The organism is Chryseobacterium jejuense, assembly GCF_017877355.1.
GTDB classification, from domain to species: Bacteria; Bacteroidota; Bacteroidia; order Flavobacteriales; family Weeksellaceae; genus Chryseobacterium; species Chryseobacterium jejuense_A.
Window position 1 is genome coordinate 152,863 of the sequence record NZ_JAGIPR010000001.1, and the last position, 18,483, is coordinate 171,345.

The window sequence follows — 18,483 nt, forward strand, 5'->3', positions numbered from 1 at the left end:
ATAATACTTTTCCCAATAAAATTATGGAACAGATTAAATTAATTGTGACGGACATGGATGGGACATTTCTCAATTCAAGCCATGAAATGAGTCCTGAGTTTTCAGAGGTCTACAAAGAACTGAAAAAAAGAAACATTCTGTTTGTGCCTGCAAGCGGCAGACAAATGCCGGGGATTACCCATTATTTCGGAGAGATAGAAAGCGAGATTGGTTTTATTGCAGAAAATGGAGGTTATGTCATCTATAAAGATCAGGAGCTTTTTGCCGATATACTGGAATATCAATATATTGTTGAGATCATCAAAGCGGTCCGTGAAATACCGGGTGCGAAAGCTGTACTGTCAGCTAAAAAAATGGCTTATTACGAAACCGAAGATCAGCAGTTTGTAGATTTTTTCTCGAAGTATTATACCGAAAATATGAAAAAGGATGATTTGACAGAAAAAATTGATGACACCGCCTTTAAAATAGCGGTCTACCATCCAGATGGCTCCGAAAAACATCTGTATCCGGTTCTTAAAAGATTTGAACAATTCGGTCTGGAAGTAGTTGTTTCCGGGGAGTATTGGCTTGACGTTATGAATAAGGATATTAATAAAGGGAATGCTCTGAAAATCCTTCAGAAATCTTTAGGCATATCTCCGGAAAACACGATGGCTTTCGGAGATTATATGAACGATATAGAAATGCTGAAGAATGCCAAATATTCTTACGCCATGAAAAATGCCCATCCGAACGTAAAGCAGGTAGCCAATTTTGAGGCCTCTACCAATGACAGCTTTGGAGTCCTGAAAACAATTAAGGATTACCTCCATTTGAATTAATTCATCCTTATAAAAAACTATAATACCAAAAACACTCACTTACTCTATGAATATAAACAAATCAACCGAAAGAAAACCGGCTAAACCCTGCTATGAGCATATTGGCGGAAAATTAGGACAGCTTCTTTTAGAGCAATTCGTTGAGAAGGGATGGATTGCCAAGGATCATCCTGCAGACCGCAATTATTATATTACAGATAAAGGACAGGAAGAGTTTACGAAACTGGGCCTTGATCTCTCACAAATAAAGGCAGAATAATAGTTGCCATATTACTTTTTCGGGACCGCAATTTTATAGCTTTCACGTAAACAGTTATTTTGCTTGATGTAAATCTGTGCCTGATAAACATAGGCACAAGCTTTTCTTCTGAAAACACGGTTTAATGAGAGATATTGAGCTTCAGGAATTTCTTCAGCTAGCTTAATAGATTTGCGCAGAATCATATTTCTTAGTTTTGGTGTAGCAGTCTGCCATCCACATATAGATTCTGTAAACAAAAAGTTTCGATTCTGCATTTTTATCTGGATCAACAAGTTTTAATACTTCTCTATTTTCTTTCCTTTCTTGTGGAAGCATATATAAATGGGAGTAATAATTGCTTGTGAGCTCTTTGTATAATGCAAGTAGAAATTTATCAGTTTTCACAGCTTCTTCATTCATGCCTTTCTTAATAATAGATTTTACTAAATCTTAAAAACGATACATATATCCACAATTTTAGTTGCAATTAAAATAAGTCAAGTTGGTGAAAAAAATTATTGAATTTTGTCTTTAATTAAATTCCTATTGAGCTAGACAAAGTTATGAGTTGAATTTTTTTAGTGAGAAAAAGTACAATTCAAAGCGAAATTTGTCCATTGTTGAGTGCGAAGAATTAAGTCAACTTTGGACTATCAAAAATAACAACAAATAAATATTTAAAGAACATGAAAAATTTAATTTTAACCGTAGGATTATTTACAACATTAATATCCGGCACTGTACATGGGCAACAATCAGGGGTGAAGCGAACAGATCTTCAAAGACATACTATTGAAGCTGCTGGTTATGAAACTATTCAGGCACGCATAGACTTGGAGCCAGGCATATCTGTCGGTATGCATTCCCATCCCGGAGAAGAGGTTATTTATGTGCTAGAAGGTATATTCGAATACCAGTTAGAAGGTGAGAAGCCCGTTGTTTTGAAAGCTGGTGAAGTACTTTTTATTCCGGCCGGAAGAAATCATTCTGCAAAGAATATTGGTGAAGCTAAAGCCTCTGAGCTCGCAACTTATATCGTTAAGAAGGATCATTCTCTTCTCTTATTTAAGAAATAATCTGATTTCACCAGAAACTCTTCGGCTGTTGAGATTAAAGTCCGACTTTATTTTCATTCGAAAAAGCTGTACTTAGTGTAGGGTAAGGTACTAACAAATGTCTAATAAACTGTCACTAGGTCATTCTTAGCTTAATAAATTAAGAGCTATCCATTTTATTTTCATGTAAATTGGCAAATGGTCCGAAACAGACGGAATAATCTCATGTTGCTTGGGCAGGTGGTTTACGGCATAAGAGCTGAAGGGTAGGATATTTAGAATCGAGAATTAAAATCTTAATAAACAAAGAAAAATCAGTTGCATTACTGCTTTTGAATTTCTTAATTTTACCAACAGAGGTTTAAAATAAGAAATTAACAACAATCTTTCAATCTTATAAATGATAAAGGAATTTTCATACAAAAAATTTGGCAACTTAGAATTCAGTAAAACCTCAATTCAAAACGATTCTCTCACAACAATAAATGAGCATATCAAAGTCCTCTTTATTCCCAAAAATGCTATTATTCAGGTGGATTTTCAGGAAATCGAAATGAATACTGACACATTGTTATTCATTAATCCGCATGTCATTTTAAAGCCCTGTGAAACTATCGGGGGCCAGCTGATGCATTTTAACCGGGATTTTTACTGTGTGGAAATCCATGATCAGGAAGTTGCCTGCGATGGTATTTTATATAATAATGTGTTTGAAATCCCTTTTATAAATCTAAACGAAGAACAGTCCGCTGAAATTCAAAAGATCATTAGAGATATCCAGTCTGAATTGAACGATGAAGATTCCGGTACGGAAGAGATGCTAAGGACATTGTTAAAACTAATTATCCTGAAATCTACGCGCATCTGGAAAAAGCAGCATAAATTATCTGACAAAGAACAACAGGCTGATGTTCAGTTTTTAAGAAAATTCAGCAAATTGGTCGAACAACATTATAAAGCGCTTCATACCGTTGCCGATTATGCTGATTTGATGTGCGTTACCCCAAAAAATTTGAGTAAAAAAATAGGATTAGTAAGTAAAGATACTCCCAATGAAATTATAAAAAACCGTATTATGCTTGAAAGTAAACGTCTTTTAGCACATACACAACTGAGCGTTAAAGAAATTGCGTATAGTCTGAATTATGAAGACGATGCTTATTTTGTTCGCTTTTTTACAAAACATTCGGGGATGTCACCGACTAGTTTCAGAAAACAGTTCTAAAAGTCCATTTTTGTATCTCATTCCCCATAAAAAGCACAATCTGCAGATTGTGCTTTTTTTCATGTATACCCCCAAAACTCAATGAGGCAAAAAGTGCAATTCAAAGCGAAAACTATCCATTGATGTGCCTTTAAAATTAACCCAACTTTGCCATAACAAAAAGAAAGTAATAACAATTAAATATTAAAGACATGAACAAGTTTACAGTAAAAGACGGAACAGAGATTTATTTCAAAGACCTAGGTGAAGGACAGCCGATATTCTTTCACCATGGATGGCCACTATCATCAGATGACTGGGATACGCAAATGATGTTTTTTTTAGAAAAGGGCTTTAGGGTAATTTCTCACGATCGGAGAGGTCACGGAAGATCTACTCAAACATATAAGGGTAATGATATGGACACTTATGCAGCAGATGTAGCAGAATTGGTTGAGTTTCTGGATCTGAAAGATACTATCCATGTAGGCCATTCAACCGGTGGTGGTGAAGCTATAAGATATGCGGCACAATATGGAAAAGGTAGGGTTGCCAAAGTAGTTTTGATAAGTGCGATTACTCCTTATATGATAGCCGATAAGAATAATGCGGAAGGAGTTCCCCTTGCAATCTTTGATGATATCCGGCATAATACACTTAACAACAGACAGCAATTCTATCAGGATCTTACAGTACCATTCTACGGCTACAATAGAGAAGGTGCTGTCATAAAAAAAGGAATACAGGACAACTGGTGGCGACAAGGAATGATGGGAGGTATAAAAGCACAATATGATTGTATCAAAGTATTTTCTGAAACGGATTTTACTGAAGATCTAAAAAGTGTAGAAATACCTGTTTTGGTTCTTCATGGTGACGACGATCAGATTGTACCTTATGCAACAACAGCTGTAAAAGCTGCAGAAATTTTAAAACATAGTACACTGATTATCTATCCAGGTTTCTCTCATGGTATGCCCACGATCAATGCTGATATAATTAATGAAGATATTTTATCATTTATAAAAGAATAAAAAATTAACTGGGTAAAAAATGCAATTCAAAGCGAAAGCCGTCCATTGTAATGCCTGAAGAATTAAGCCAACTTTGTCGTATCAAAAAATAACAACAATAAATATTTAAAGATCATGAAAAATTTAATTTTAACAATCGGATTATTTACAACGCTGATATCCAGCTCTTTATTTTCACAAGCTAAAAGAACTCCGGCGTCCTTTGGAAGAGAAGAATATGTTGAAGTCGAAAAAAATGTTAGACTTCATGTAACCGATCTTGGTGAAGGTGAGCCTGTAGTTTTAATTCACGGATGGCCATTAAGCGATGCAATGTACGAATATCAATATGCTGATTTTATTCAAAAGGGTTACCGGGTGATTGGGATTACTTTAAGAGGATTTGGCTTATCTGATAAACCTGGAGGCAAATATAATTATGATGTTTTTGCGGATGATATTAAGGTTGTTTTAGATAAATTGGAAATCAAGAATGCAACAATCGGCGGATTTTCCATGGGAGGTGCAACGGTCATTCATTATGTAGCCAAATACAATGCGGCCCATGTTTCCAAAATGGCGCTGTTTGGAGCAGCAGCACCTATCTGGACAAAACGTGCAGACTTTAATTATGGTTTATGGACCAAAGACGATGTTAACGGATTGATTAATCTTAACAATAAAAACCGTCCCGAGCTATTCGCCACATTTGGTAAAATCTTCCCGGCCAATGAAACCAGTGTATCTCCGGGGCATGGGGCATGGTTGGGAAATATTCAGGCTCAGGCATCACCTTATGCAATGGCTGAAGGACTTAAAACTTTACGGGATAGTGACTTGCGCAATGATTTAAAGAAAATAACAATTCCAACACTGATCCTGCATGGTAAGTTAGATAAAATCTGCTCATACGACCTTGCTGAACAAATGAAGGTTTTGCTTAAAAACTCAACTTTGGTTCCATTCGAAAAAAGCGGTCATGCACTTTTCATCGAAGAATTGGAAAAATTCAATGCTGAATTATTCAACTTCATTAAAAAATAAGTGAAACTAGAAAAGAGGTTAGCTGTCGCTAGCCTCTTTTTTAATCATAATCAATTAGAATGAACAAATTTATATTATTTCTGTTTTCATTGACATTAGTGTCATGCAGTTTAAAAAAAGAAATTGGGGCGGTAAAGCATACCCACTTACCAAGACCAATAGGTCCCTATAGCCATTCAACCAATTATGGTGATTTGATATTTATATCGGGTCAAATTGGATTGGATCAAAAAACAAACAGCATAAAACCTGGCATTGAGGCGCAAACAGTTCAGATTTTTGAAAACTTAAAGGTAATCCTTGAGAATAATGATTCTGATTTTAACCATATTGTGAAGACAACTATTTTTATTACAGATATGAAGCAGTTCGAAATGGTCAATAAAATATATAGCCGTTATTTCAATAATCGTTTTCCAGCGCGAAGTACCGTTGAAGTGATTTCATTACCCAAAAATGCAAGTATAGAAATAGAATGTATTGCCGTTAAAAATAAATAGTATAAATAGATCATATTTAGCACAAAATACTGTAATTAAAAATTGCCTGTCTGCAACATCTTTATTAATATTGTGTTAATATGTTAACAATGAAATTTTTGAAAGTTTTCGGTTTTCCTAAGGCTTATAGAATGTTATTTCTTCTGTTTTTCCTTGTTTTTTTTTCTTGTAAAGAATCTCAGAAAACGTCAGACAAAATTAGTATCGGATTTTCGCAGGGCCTGGGAAATCATCCCTGGAGATTGGCAATGAACCATTCTATGGAGATACAGGCATCGCTTCATTCCGAAGTAGAGCTGAATATACAGAAAGCAGAAAATTCTGTTAATAAACAGGTTAAGGATATACAAAAAATGATTGATCGTAAGGTGGATGTGATTATCATCTCACCCATTGACCCCGAATCCTTAGTTCCTGTGGTGGAAAAAGCGGCTGCCAAAAATATTCCGGTTATTTTGCTTGACAGGAAGATCAATTCAGAAAAATATACAACCTACATAGGCGCCGACAACTTGGAGATTGGTAAAGAAGCGGCCAATTACATTCTTTCAGATTCCAAAAATTATAAAAAAATAATTGAAATAAAAGGCGATGACCAATCTTCTCCAACCATAGAAAGAAGTCTCGGCTTTCAGGAAATCATTAAAAACAATCCCAATACAAAGCTGATAAAAACCTTTAAAGGTCTTCCGGCAGACGCTTTCAGGAGAACGCTGGATTCCTTGGGAAATCAAAGTCTGTATGTTTTTGCTTTTAACGATGAGCTTGCGGCCATTGCGTGGCAGGCTGCACGGAATAAAGGGTTGGAAAATCAAATCAAATTTATCGGAGTTGACGGACTGAATACAAAAGACGGCGGAATACAAATGGTGTTAGATGGAAAGCTGAATGCTACTTTACTGTATCCGACTGGTGGAGCAGAAGCGATAGAGACTGCGATTAAGATTCATAACGGTGTTGCTGTTCCCAAAAGAATTAAGCTCAGCACAACGATCATTGACCGGATGAATGCAGAAATTATGCGCAATCAGTTTGATAAAATCATTGAACAGCAGGGTGTTATAGAAAGTCAGGTACAGGCGGTTAAAAAACAGATTGAGCTATATTCTTCTCAAAAAGAATTGTTCCGATGGTCTATCATATTGTTGATATTGATGTTTTGCCTGGTTGCCTATTCTATTTACCTTATTTATGCAATCAAGATAAAAAATAAGCAGCTTATGCTTACCAATGAGAGAATTACTATTCAAAGAAATCAGATTGAAACCATTGCCAATGAGTTGAAAGACAGCAATGAAGCGAGAGTTAATTTTTTTACGGGATTGTCTCACGAATTTAAAACACCCATTACGCTTATTCTCAGTTCATTGGAGTCTTTGATGGATTCAGGCAAATCCAAAGGCACAAAACCAACATATGAGCTGGAGCTGATCAATAAAAACTCCAACAGATTATTACGATTGGTGGATAACTTATTGGACTTTAGGAAAATAGAAAATCAAACTTTTAACCTAAGAGTTTCCAAGACGAATATTTACGATTTTACTTATTCAATTTTTCGTGATTTTGAAAATGAAGCTAAGAAAAGAAATATCAAATTCGAAATTCATTCACAGAATAAAAATCTTGAGCTCTACATCGACAGAAACCTGATGGATAAAGTCTATTTCAACCTTTTGTCCAATGCTTTCAAATTTACGCCGGACAATGGAAAGATTGAAATTACGATTCAGGAAAAAGGAAATCAGGCAGTCATCAGCTTCAGAGATAATGGAATCGGAATACCTGAAAAAGAGATCAGCAACGTCTTTGAAGCGTATTTCAAAGGTTCCAACAACAGAAAAAACAGTTCAGGAATCGGGCTTCATCTTAGCAGGCAGTTCATTGGGCTTCATCTTGGGAAGATAGAAGTGAGCTCTTTTCAGGGAACCGAGTTTGTCATCAGTCTTTATAAGGGAAACAAGCATTTCAACGAAGACCAAATGGTAAAAGAGCTCAGTCTTGCAGATGCCGAAAGTCTGGCAAAAGATGCTGTTTTTGCAGGATTGGAAGAAGAGACAATTACCCAAAATCAGGAATCTCAGGGCGAACGTTATTCGCTGCTTTTGGTCGAAGATAATTCGGATTTGTCTTTCTTTTTAAGCAAAAAACTTAATAATGAGTTTGAGGTGATGGTTTCTGACGGTACGGATGCGATTGATAAGGCTTTGAGCGAAATTCCGGATGTTATTGTCTGTGACGTCAATCTTCCGGATAAAAATGGTTTTGAAATCTGTGAAATTCTAAAAAATGACCTTCGTACATCACATATTCCGGTCATTCTTCTGACAGCTCTGGACAATAAAGAATCTTATCTGCAGGGGCTGAAATCCGGCGTTGATCTTTATCTCACAAAACCTTTCAGTTACCCGATTCTGATACAGTCGCTGCGTGCACTGCTTTACAACCGCGAAAAACTACGATATTACTATACAAACAATATCGGCAGAATTGCGGACAGCAAGTCGTTTGGAAGCATAGAACAAACCTTTGTGAACAATCTGAATCACTTGATCAAAACCAATATCGACAATCCTGATTTTTCAGTAGAAAATCTTGCAGACCTGCTTAATATTTCCAGAATTCAGCTTTATAGAAAGATAAAAGCGATGTTTGATGTAAACGTGAGCGATTATATCAACAATTTCCGTCTGGAACAGGCCAAATCAATGCTGCAAAATCCTGAACTGACGATTTCTGAGATTGCATACAAAACAGGTTTTTCTTCCCCGAATTATTTTTCCACTGTTTTTAAAAATAAATTTGGCATATCCCCAAATGCCTTTAGAAAGTCTGCAGGGAAGGAGTGATAAGAAATGTATGAAATCAAATGATCACCTATTTGAAAGTAATAGGGTAATAACAAAATCTAAAGCTTACTCTATATTAAATATCAATTTTCACATCTAGTATTTTACAATATTCAGCAGCAGTAAATCAAACTGCTGCTTTTCTATTACACTTTTTTCAACAACGCACCTTCATTCGGACGAATAAACAGCTTCCTGAACGATTGATGACAGTACTTGTACGTATTACCCACATATGATAATTCCAAAAAGTTACTGACCCAAAAAGCATCCACCTTGCCCCGTTTTTCAGTTAAAACTTTCATAACACTACTTGTTGTTGAATCTTAAAAATATCAAAATACACGTAACATTTTTATAAAACGATGTTACAATTTTGTAACCTGATGAAACTTTAATAAAATTATTTTAAATTAATCTATTGATTTTTAACTAGTTGTGTTTTCTTAATAAATAATTAACCTTGCTGAAATATTTAGTTACATAATTAGACCTTCGGATTGCCGCCCCGGGATATATTAGCCACAAACAAATAAATATTTTAACAGATGAATAAAATTCTTATGTGGTCTATCACGGCAGCTTTGGCAGGATTTCTTTTCGGGTTTGATGTTGTAGTGATTTCCGGCGCAGACAAAAAATTGCAGACACTCTGGAACAGCTCAGATGCATTTCACGGAGCGGTCGTGATGGGGATGGCATTATGGGGTACAGTAATAGGGGCTATTTTCGGCGGAATCCCGACTAATACATTAGGACGGAAAAAAACGCTCTTAATCATTGGTGTCTTATATGCGTTTTCTGCCATAGGAACGGCACTTTCCAATGATCCTTATCTGTTTGCATTTTTCAGGTTTATGGGCGGTTTGGGTGTTGGTGCTTCTACGATTGCTGCACCGGCCTATATTTCAGAGATTGCGCCTGCAAAAGATCGTGGCAGAATGGTCTCCTTATATCAGTTCAATATTGTTCTGGGGATTTTAATTGCATTTTTATCAAATTATTTATTAAGCGGTATTGGCGACAACGACTGGAGATGGATGCTTGGAGTACAGGCAATTCCCGCAGCTATCTATACATTGTGTGTGTTTACCATTCCGGAAAGTCCAAGATGGCTGGTTTCCCATTCTCGAATAGAAGAAGCGAAAAAAGTGATGAAAATCCTGAGTCCGGATCAGGATTCTGAAACTTTGATCACCCAGATGGAAGATGACCACGCTGAATCGCCAAAGGAAAATATCTTTATGAAAAAATACCGTTTTCCTTTGATGTTGGCTTTTCTCGTAGCCTTCTTCAATCAGATGTCGGGAATCAACGCATTCCTGTATTACGCACCAAGGATTTTTGGTGAGGCAGGTTTGGGTGAGAAAACAGCACTGCTCAGCAGTATAGGAATTGGTGTTGTGAATATGGTTTTCACTCTCGTTGGAGTCAATCTTATTGATAAAGTCGGGAGAAGAACACTGATGTATTTGGGTTCTGTAGGGTATATCATTTCTCTGGGATTGGTTTCTATGGCATTTTATTTCCATTGGTCGGGATTGGCGATTCCTATTTTCCTGTTTCTTTTTATTGCTTCTCACGCTATTGGTCAGGGAACGGTAATTTGGGTATTTATTTCGGAGATTTTTCCAAATCATCTTCGTGCATCGGGACAGGCTTTCGGCAGTTCCACACACTGGCTTCTGGCAGCGATTATTCCATCACTGATTCCTACATTATTTTCCACTATCGGAGCAGGGACCGTGTTTTTAGTCTTTACCATTGCAATGGTATTCCAATTATTATTCGTGATGTTTATGATGCCGGAAACCAAAGGTATATCATTGGAAAAATTAAGCAAAACACTGACGAAATAGATATCAAATCAATATAATCATCGGGAAGAAAACCTATATAAATTGAATAAAGTGTTTTTAAATAATTCAAAAATTTCCTATTAAATAATCATAATGAAGAAAATCATATCAACTTTAATCATCGCTTCCACGTTTTATTCCGGGCTCAATGCACAATCGGATTCGAAAACGTCTGAAGAGCAGCTTTACAGGCCCAACTATCACTTCACGCCTCAAAAAGGCTGGATGAATGATCCGAACGGACTGTTTTATCTCAACGGAACTTATCACTTATTTTTCCAGTATACACCGTTTCAGAGTGTTCCGGATTTTGGTAAGATGCATTGGGGACACGCCATGAGTAAAGATCTCATAAAATGGGAAGAATTGGCTCCTGCAATTGCCTATGATGAAAAGGGGGCAATATTCTCCGGAAGTGCAGTTGTGGATAAGGATAATACATCGGGATTTGGCGATGGGAAGAATGTTCCGTTAGTAGCAATTTTTACCTACCATGATATGAAGAAAGAGAAAGCAGGGGAAATTGACGCACAGTCTCAGGCAATCGCTTATTCTTTGGATAATGGAAAAACCTGGACCAAATACAGCAATAATCCGGTATTGAAAAATCCCGGAATAAAAGATTTTAGGGATCCCAAAGTGTTTTGGGATGCTAAAAGAAAACAATGGGTAATGGGATTGGCGGTACAGGACAGACAGCATTTTTATGCCTCAAAAAACCTGAAAGACTGGACCTTCCTTTCAGAATTTGGTAAAGATTTCGGCGGACACGGCGGCGTTTGGGAATGTCCGGATCTTTTCCCGATAAAGGTAGAAGGAACCAATGAAGAAAAATGGGTGCTTATCGTTAACATCAATCCGGGTGGCCCAAATGGAGGTTCTGCTGCCCAGTATTTTGTAGGAGATTTTGACGGAAAAACATTCAAAATGGATGATATTTTTACAAAGCAGCTCGAAAAAGAAAAAGTGGTCTGGCTGGATTGGGGACGTGATAATTATGCGAGTGTTTCTTTTGATAATGTTCCGGATAACAAAAGAGTAATAATAGGTTGGATGTCAAACTGGGACTATTCACCGGATGTGCCGACGGAAAAATGGAGAGGAAGTTCCACTATTCCCCGTGAAGTAACATTGAAAAGGACCAAAGATGGTTACACTCTGAGAAATACTCCCGTTTCCCAGCTTAAAAATTACGAAGGAAAGACCGTTAAAAAAGTAATTAACCTTGTTTCGGATAAAAAGCTCATCAGCAAAGGAGAAATAGATCTTTCCAAAGCAGTTATCGATGCTGATCTCAAAAAAATGACGAAAGGCGTTTACACTTTTGCGTTGAAAAATTCATTGGGAGAACAGGTTGTTTTCGGAATTGATAATAACAAACAGGAACTTTTTATTGACCGTACCCAATCCGGGAAAACCGATTTTAAGAACAATTTTGCAGACAGGATTTCAAAAGCACCATTAGCAAAAAACTACCAAAACATAACGTTCAAAATTGTATTGGATAAAACTTCCATCGAAATTTTCTTCAATGACGGCGAAAAGGTAATGACCGAAATCTTCTTCCCTAATGAAAGCTTTTCGGAGCTGAGCTTATCCACAGATACCAAAGGAAGTACAGTGAACTTCAATGCTCATCAGATTAATATCAAATAAAAACTATAGTATGAAGAAATACAAAATAGCCATCGCCTTTTGCCTTTTGCCTTTTTCGTATGTATTTGCGCAGGAAGTCATTAAAGGTAAGGTAGTTTCCTCAAATCAGAAACCGTTGAGCGGGGTTATCGTAACTGTTTCGGAAACAGGAGCCAATACCACAACAGACAGCAGCGGTGCATTTCAGATCAATGATCTGCAAAAAGGGAATACTTTGATTTTCACTTATCCGGATTATTCCACTCGTGAAGTCGTGGTGGATGAAAAGACGGTTCTTAACATCGTATTAGCTGCAGAGAAAATAAAAAGCATAGATGAGGTGATCGTAACCGGATATACCAAGCAGAAAAAAGCAGACATTACCGGTGCGGTTTCCGTGGTGGAGATGAAAGACCTGAATAAGCAGGCCGAACCCAATCCGATCAAATCTTTGCAGGGAAGAGTAGCAGGGGTTAACATTACAGCAGATGGATCTCCTTCCGGCAGTAATACAAAAGTGCTGATTCGTGGGGTTGGAACCCTGAACAATACGGATCCGTTGTACGTAATAGACGGTGTTCCCACAAAAGCCGGAATGCACGAGCTTAATTCAAGTGACATCGAAACAATGCAGGTACTGAAAGATGCTTCTTCAGCAAGTATCTATGGTTCCAGGGCTGCCAATGGTGTAATCATTATCACTACCAAAAAAGGAAAAAAAGGGAAGATGAGAATCGACCTCAATTATTATACGGCATATTCACAATATGCAAAGAAAACAGAAGTTCTGAATGCCAAACAATTCGGACAGGTGCTTTGGCAGGCCAATATCAATGACGGACTGAACCCGAATAGCAACAATCTCAGCTACAGTTTTGACTGGGGTGTTCAGAATGGCATTCCGACTTTATACAACAGCTATGTTCCAGAATATCTGGATGCCGGAAAAACGATTAAATCAGCCAATACTAACTGGTACGATGAGGTTTCGCAGGCCGGGGTTGCCAATTCGCTGGATGTTTCTGCTTCGAGTGCTTCGGACAAAGGTTCTTACTTTTTCTCTCTGGGATATTATGACAATGATGGAATTGTGAAACTTACCAATTTCAAAAGGTTGTCTGCCCGTGTCAATACCTCCTATAACTTTTTCGATGGAAAACTGAAAATTGGTGAAAATTTCACCTTCAATAAAACCAATGAACTGATGGATCCGGGCGTTTTGGATCCTGCTTTACGTGCTTTGCCCATCATTCCGGTTCATACTGTAGACGGAATGGGGTGGGGCGGACCGGTTGGCGGAATGAATGACAGACAGAACCCTGTCCGGCTTTTGGAATACAATAAAGACAACGGCTACGAATACCAAAGATTCTTTGGAAATGTTTATGCCGAATTGCAGCCTGTGAAAAATCTGATCTTAAAATCAAGCTTTGGAATAGATCTTTCCAATTATTACAAAAGAATGCTGCAAAGAAGCTATGTTTCGGGTTATCTGCAAAACAAAACCAATGCAGTGAATATCGACCAGTCAGACACCGAGAAATGGACCTGGTCCAATACCGCACAATATACCGCAAAAGCAGGAAAACATCATTTTGATGTGTTGGGCGGAATGGAAATGTACAAGGATACGTTTAAAAATACCTGGCTGAGAAAAGAAGGATTCCTGATAGAAACACCAGATTATATGTATCCCGATGCGGGAACAGGAGATGCTTTCAACGGCGGAAGCTCCACGTATTACAGCCTGTTGTCCTACTTCGGGAAATTCTCTTATGATTATGACAACCGTTATCTTTTCTCTGCAACAATGCGTTATGACGGCTCTTCAAGATTCGGTAAAAATAACCGTTTCGGAACTTTCCCTGCATTCTCGGCAGGATGGAGAATCAATAAAGAACATTTTGCAGAAAATCTGATTCCGTTTTTCTCAGATTTGCGATTAAGAGCAGGTTGGGGGCAAACAGGGAACCAGGAAATCAGCAATTCGGCGGTGTATTCGCTGTATATCGCAAATTATGCAGGAGGAAATCCAACGTGGGCAACATCTTATGGCACGGCTTACGATATTTCCGGTGTCGGAAGCGGATTACTGCCATCAGGATTTATTGCAACACAGACAAAAAATGACGACCTGAGATGGGAAACCACCACGCAGACCAATCTCGGTTTAGATTTCGGATTTTTTAATCAAAAACTGACGGGTAGTATCGATGTATATAAAAAAGCAACAAAAGATATCCTGGTATTACCGCCTTATCTGGGTGTGATCGGAGAAGGAGGAGACCGATGGATCAATGGTGCATCGATGGAGAATAAAGGGATTGAAGTTGCATTGTCTTATCAGAATGAAACCGCAGGAGGTTTCCGCTACGAAGTTTCAGGGAACATCTCGATGAACCGCAACAAAATTACTGCACTTCCACAATCCGTTATCAACAATTACGGTGGAAACGGAACAACAGATAATATTCTGGGACGCCCAGTCAACTCAATGTACGGTTATGTTGCAGACGGACTTTTCAGGACTCAGGCAGAGGTGGATAATTCTGCAAGTCAGTCAGGTAAAGGCTTAGGGAGAATCCGCTATGCAGATCTAAATGGTGATGGAATAATTGATGACAAAGATAGAACGTGGATTGGAAATCCGAATCCCGGATTTATGTATGGTATCAACCTCAACTTTTCATACAAGAACTTTGATCTTTCGACATTCTGGCAGGGCGTCGGTGATGTGGATGTGATTAATTCAAAAAAATATCAGACTGACTTCTGGAGTGTGGATGATGTAGGTTCCAATAAAGGAACAAGGCTTCTGAATGCGTGGTCTCCGCAGAATCCCAATTCGGATATTCCTGCGCTTACGACAGTGGACAGCAATGCAGAATCCAGATTCTCATCGTATTATGTGGAAAGCGGGAGTTATCTGAAGCTGAGAGTTTTACAGTTGGGCTATACTTTTCCGAAATCTTTAACGGAACATTACAATATTGTTAATTTCAGAATGTATGCAAGCGTTCAGAATCTTTGGACGATAAAATCGAAAAGCTTTACAGGAATAGATCCTGAAACGCCGGCATTTGGTTACCCATTACCGCTGATGTTTAATTTTGGAGTTAATTTTTCCCTATAATTTTTAAATAATAAAAAATGAAAAAGAATATACTTTTAATAATAGCTTTTGCCTTTTTGCTTGGAACTACTTCCTGCAACGATTTTCTGGACAATGAGCCGAGGGGTGTCCTGTCGGAAGCTGATGTGGTAACACCTCAGAACGTGGATGGTTTTGTGGTTGCAGCCTATGCATCTCTTGGAAACGACCATTATGATACTCCTTTCAGTCTTTGGCCTTATGGAAACGTACGTTCTGATGATGCGTACAAAGGAGGAAGCGGAACCAATGATATCCAGACCTTTCACTTTTTTGAAATTTCAAACAATATCCGTTCAGATTTCGGTGAATTAGACAGATTATGGTATCTCAATTATGTAGGGATTTCCAGATGTAACAAGGCGATTGCCGCACTTAAGCAGCTTTCAGATTCCGAATATCCGAACAAGCAAAAGCGTATCGCTGAAATGAGTTTTGTAAGAGGGCATTACTACTTTTTGCTAAAAACGTTATTTAAATATGTGCCTTATGTGGATGAAAATACACCTATTGATGATTATCCGAAAATCTCCAACAAGGCAAAGACAGACCAGCAGTTATGGGAGGCTATTGCTTCTAATTTTGAATTCGCAGCTGCTAATCTTCCTGCAACACAGTCGGAAGTTGGAAGACCAAAGAAAAGCGCGGCTTATGCTTATCTTGCTAAAGTAAGGCTGTATCAGGCTTATGAGCAGGATGATAACTATACAGTAATGCAGGTAAATCCTGTCACCCTTCAGAAATCTATTGATGCTGCCAATCAGGTGATCGGAAATTACACATTGGAGCCTGACTTCGGGTATAATTTCCTGCCGGGAACACACGAGAACGGTCCGGAGGCAGTCTTTTCCATTCAATATTCTGACAATGACGGAACGCTTTTCGGAAGGCTCAATTACGGTGATATGCTTTCTCTGCCGCAAGGTCTGGGATGCTGCGATTTTCATAAACCAAGCCAGAATCTGGTCAACGCATTCAAAACGACACCGCAGGGACTACCGATGTTCGATACTTTTAATGATGTGGATCTTAATTACAATCAACTAAACAGTTACAAAGTAGATCCGAGATTGTATCACACCGTTGCCCTGCCCGGACTGCCTTGGAAATACGAAGAAAACAAAATCTTTCAGGAAAGCTGGAGCAGAAGTCCGGGAACTTATGGGTATTATTCTTCATTGAAGGAAAATGTACCTGTAGGATGTGGCTGTACCGTGAATGTAGACCCTTTCTATGGAAATTCCAAAAACAGAATCATCATAAGATATTCCGATGTTTTGCTGATGAAAGCTGAAGCGCTTATAGAACTGGGACAATATAATGAGGCTTTACCACTAATTAATCAGGTGAGACAGCGAGCTGCCAATAGTACCGTTCTTACAGGAAGTTACACCACCAACAATCTGATCAGCAAGTATGAGCCGGGAGTGAACTGCACTTGGAACCAGGATTTTGCAAGAAAAGCGTTGCGATGGGAGAGAAGGATGGAGTTTGCCATGGAAGGAAGCCGTTTCTTTGACCTTGTAAGATGGGGCGTTACAGCAGGAACGATGAACAGTTATTATTCTGTTGAGAAAACTAAAAGATCTTACTACTCGCAGGCGGGATTTGACCACGGAATTGAGGAATACTGTCCTATTCCTTTGGCACAAATCAATTTCAGCCAGGGACTGTACAAACAAAATAACGGATATTAAAAACAAGATAAGAATGAAATCGATATTCAAAAAAACTTATATTATCATCATTCTGCTGATTTCTGCGGCCTTTATCTGGTCTTGCGACAATCAGATAGAAGATGGACTTGTTACGGATGTTTCAGTCAATATTTCTTCTTTCAGGGTAAACGGTGTTTCTGGGGAAATTGATCATAAAAATGATAAAATCACAGTCACGCTTCCTTATGGAACAAGCGTTAAGATCTTAACTCCGGTTATTGAAATTCCACAGGGTGCCGTAGTTTTGCCGGCTTCAGGAGCAATGATTGATTTTTCACAGCCGGTTAAATTCAAAGTAAAAAATGGCAACATCTACAAAGATTATCAGGTAACTGTAAAAGCTCAGGACCCGATTATCAGCTTTAAGATCAACGGATTATCTGCTACCATCAATAATTCGGGCAAAACCATTTCTCTTACAATGCCGGAAGGAACCAATCTTACCGCATTGCAGCCCGTAATAGAAACAGGAAATGGCGTCAGCATCAATCCTGCTTCGGGAGCAACTCTTAACTTTACCAGTCCGGTTTCGTTTACTGTTTCTAATGGCAGTCTTACGGAAGTATATACGGCTAAAGTAACAACGCCTGTTTCCGGACCGTCCGTTGCATTCCTTGGAACGGCTGCTACAAGAACAGGATTGACAAACCCGGATGAGATTGCAGCTTCTGACTGGCTTTTCGGCAAATTTTCAGGGGCAGTGTATGTTTCGGTTACTGATGTCGCAAGTGGTGCGGCAAACCTCAACAATATTGATGTGATCTGGTGGCATTTCGATTCTGCGGTCACTTTACCGGCAGATGCGATGAGCCAGAATGTGACTTCTAAAATAAAGACGTATCTGAATGGCGGAGGAAATATTTTGCTTACAAGCTTTGCGGCGCAATATGTTGATGCATTGGAAATAGTTCCTGCCGGAAAAGGACCGAATAATGTTTTCGGAGATTTTCTTCCCAACGGATTTATAGATACAGGAAGTGATTGGGGAATCTCTTTCAAAGGATATGAGAATCATCCTGTTTTCGATGGTCTTCAGACCTACGAATCAGGAAAAGCCAATCTGCTTGAGAAAGGTACATTCCGTCTGAATCATACAGCCTGGTGGTTCCTTCCGGATTGGGGTGGATATGTAAATGGTGCTGGCTGGAGAAACCAGACAGGGGGCAATAATCTTGCCAGTGAAGCCTGGGACAATACTTTGGACGGGCGTGTTGCTATCGCTGAATTTCCTGGCGGAACAGCCAACAAAAAATGTGTGGTTATCTGTACGGGTGCCTACGACTGGTACAATGAAACCGTGAACGGAAACCCGAGCCAGCCCAACTCGTTTCAGGATAACATCAAAAAGATGACGGAGAACAGTCTCAATTATCTTGTAACCCATTAATAT

15 protein-coding genes are annotated in these 18,483 nt (G+C 38.5%); 13 read left to right on the plus strand and 2 right to left on the minus strand.

Annotation, left to right across the window (positions count from 1 at the left end):
- Positions 1-23: 23 nt before the first annotated feature.
- Complete coding sequence (locus J2772_RS00630) at positions 24-824, plus strand: HAD family hydrolase (RefSeq protein ID WP_209912401.1); 801 nt, start codon at positions 24-26, stop codon at positions 822-824.
- A gap of 46 nt (positions 825-870) precedes the next feature.
- Positions 871-1,083, plus strand: coding sequence for an ArsR family transcriptional regulator (locus J2772_RS00635; protein WP_245365021.1), 213 nt, complete (start codon positions 871-873; stop codon positions 1,081-1,083).
- Positions 1,084-1,094: 11 nt separating this feature from the next.
- Here the strand turns inward: J2772_RS00635 and J2772_RS00640 are convergent, their stop codons facing one another.
- Entirely contained in the window at positions 1,095-1,268 is a 174-nt protein-coding gene (locus J2772_RS00640) for a hypothetical protein (protein WP_209912402.1), read from the minus strand.
- Positions 1,246-1,485 carry a hypothetical protein gene (locus J2772_RS00645; protein ID WP_209912403.1) on the minus strand — a complete coding sequence of 80 codons (240 nt, stop codon included), beginning with the start codon at positions 1,483-1,485 and terminating at the stop codon, positions 1,246-1,248. The genes J2772_RS00640 and J2772_RS00645 overlap by 23 nt, the downstream gene beginning before the upstream one ends.
- Positions 1,486-1,751: 266 nt before the next feature.
- Between J2772_RS00645 and J2772_RS00650 the strand changes: the two genes are divergently transcribed.
- The 11 genes from J2772_RS00650 to J2772_RS00700 all read left to right on the plus strand — a co-directional run bounded on the left by J2772_RS00650 (position 1,752) and on the right by J2772_RS00700 (position 18,480).
- Positions 1,752-2,141 (plus strand): cupin domain-containing protein, encoded by a 390-nt coding sequence (locus J2772_RS00650; protein WP_209912404.1) that lies wholly within the window; start codon positions 1,752-1,754, stop codon positions 2,139-2,141.
- Between the two features lie 379 nt (positions 2,142-2,520).
- Entirely contained in the window at positions 2,521-3,345 is an 825-nt protein-coding gene (locus tag J2772_RS00655) for a helix-turn-helix domain-containing protein (protein ID WP_209912405.1), read from the plus strand.
- 191 nt (positions 3,346-3,536) lie between these two features.
- Positions 3,537-4,358, plus strand: coding sequence for an alpha/beta fold hydrolase (locus J2772_RS00660; protein WP_209912406.1), 822 nt, complete (start codon positions 3,537-3,539; stop codon positions 4,356-4,358).
- Between the two features lie 114 nt (positions 4,359-4,472).
- Positions 4,473-5,381, plus strand: a complete 909-nt coding sequence (locus J2772_RS00665) for an alpha/beta fold hydrolase (protein WP_209912407.1) — start codon at positions 4,473-4,475, stop codon at positions 5,379-5,381.
- 59 nt (positions 5,382-5,440) lie between these two features.
- On the plus strand, positions 5,441-5,881 hold the full coding sequence (locus tag J2772_RS00670) for a Rid family detoxifying hydrolase (RefSeq protein WP_209912408.1): 441 nt from the start codon (positions 5,441-5,443) through the stop codon (positions 5,879-5,881).
- Positions 5,882-5,970: 89 nt separating this feature from the next.
- Positions 5,971-8,730: a substrate-binding domain-containing protein gene (locus J2772_RS00675; protein WP_209912409.1), complete on the plus strand. Its 2,760-nt coding sequence runs from the start codon at positions 5,971-5,973 to the stop codon at positions 8,728-8,730.
- 548 nt (positions 8,731-9,278) lie between these two features.
- Positions 9,279-10,589, plus strand: a complete 1,311-nt coding sequence (locus tag J2772_RS00680; RefSeq protein ID WP_111954651.1) for a sugar porter family MFS transporter — start codon at positions 9,279-9,281, stop codon at positions 10,587-10,589.
- Positions 10,590-10,682: 93 nt separating this feature from the next.
- Complete coding sequence (locus J2772_RS00685) at positions 10,683-12,245, plus strand: glycoside hydrolase family 32 protein (RefSeq protein ID WP_209912410.1); 1,563 nt, start codon at positions 10,683-10,685, stop codon at positions 12,243-12,245.
- 10 nt (positions 12,246-12,255) lie between these two features.
- Entirely contained in the window at positions 12,256-15,357 is a 3,102-nt protein-coding gene (locus tag J2772_RS00690; RefSeq protein ID WP_209912411.1) for a SusC/RagA family TonB-linked outer membrane protein, read from the plus strand.
- A 17-nt stretch (positions 15,358-15,374) separates the two neighbouring features.
- Positions 15,375-17,072, plus strand: a complete 1,698-nt coding sequence (locus J2772_RS00695; RefSeq protein ID WP_209912412.1) for a RagB/SusD family nutrient uptake outer membrane protein — start codon at positions 15,375-15,377, stop codon at positions 17,070-17,072.
- 13 nt (positions 17,073-17,085) lie between these two features.
- Positions 17,086-18,480, plus strand: a complete 1,395-nt coding sequence (locus tag J2772_RS00700; RefSeq protein WP_209912413.1) for a DUF4960 domain-containing protein — start codon at positions 17,086-17,088, stop codon at positions 18,478-18,480.
- Positions 18,481-18,483: the final 3 nt, after the last annotated feature.

What these genes read in the sequence shown, in the direction of transcription:
- J2772_RS00655 (WP_209912405.1), top strand. Translation starts at nt 2,521, where the DNA reads ATGATAAAGGAATTTTCATACAAAAAATTTGGCAACTTAGAATTCAGT.
- J2772_RS00640 (WP_209912402.1), bottom strand. Translation starts at nt 1,268, where the DNA reads ATGATTCTGCGCAAATCTATTAAGCTAGCTGAAGAAATTCCTGAAGCT.
- J2772_RS00645 (WP_209912403.1), bottom strand. Translation starts at nt 1,485, where the DNA reads ATGAATGAAGAAGCTGTGAAAACTGATAAATTTCTACTTGCATTATAC.
- J2772_RS00630 (WP_209912401.1), top strand. Translation starts at nt 24, where the DNA reads ATGGAACAGATTAAATTAATTGTGACGGACATGGATGGGACATTTCTC.
- J2772_RS00650 (WP_209912404.1), top strand. Translation starts at nt 1,752, where the DNA reads ATGAAAAATTTAATTTTAACCGTAGGATTATTTACAACATTAATATCC.
- J2772_RS00665 (WP_209912407.1), top strand. Translation starts at nt 4,473, where the DNA reads ATGAAAAATTTAATTTTAACAATCGGATTATTTACAACGCTGATATCC.
- J2772_RS00690 (WP_209912411.1), top strand. Translation starts at nt 12,256, where the DNA reads ATGAAGAAATACAAAATAGCCATCGCCTTTTGCCTTTTGCCTTTTTCG.
- J2772_RS00695 (WP_209912412.1), top strand. Translation starts at nt 15,375, where the DNA reads ATGAAAAAGAATATACTTTTAATAATAGCTTTTGCCTTTTTGCTTGGA.
- J2772_RS00700 (WP_209912413.1), top strand. Translation starts at nt 17,086, where the DNA reads ATGAAATCGATATTCAAAAAAACTTATATTATCATCATTCTGCTGATT.
- J2772_RS00670 (WP_209912408.1), top strand. Translation starts at nt 5,441, where the DNA reads ATGAACAAATTTATATTATTTCTGTTTTCATTGACATTAGTGTCATGC.
- J2772_RS00635 (WP_245365021.1), top strand. Translation starts at nt 871, where the DNA reads ATGAATATAAACAAATCAACCGAAAGAAAACCGGCTAAACCCTGCTAT.
- J2772_RS00675 (WP_209912409.1), top strand. Translation starts at nt 5,971, where the DNA reads ATGAAATTTTTGAAAGTTTTCGGTTTTCCTAAGGCTTATAGAATGTTA.
- J2772_RS00680 (WP_111954651.1), top strand. Translation starts at nt 9,279, where the DNA reads ATGAATAAAATTCTTATGTGGTCTATCACGGCAGCTTTGGCAGGATTT.
- J2772_RS00685 (WP_209912410.1), top strand. Translation starts at nt 10,683, where the DNA reads ATGAAGAAAATCATATCAACTTTAATCATCGCTTCCACGTTTTATTCC.
- J2772_RS00660 (WP_209912406.1), top strand. Translation starts at nt 3,537, where the DNA reads ATGAACAAGTTTACAGTAAAAGACGGAACAGAGATTTATTTCAAAGAC.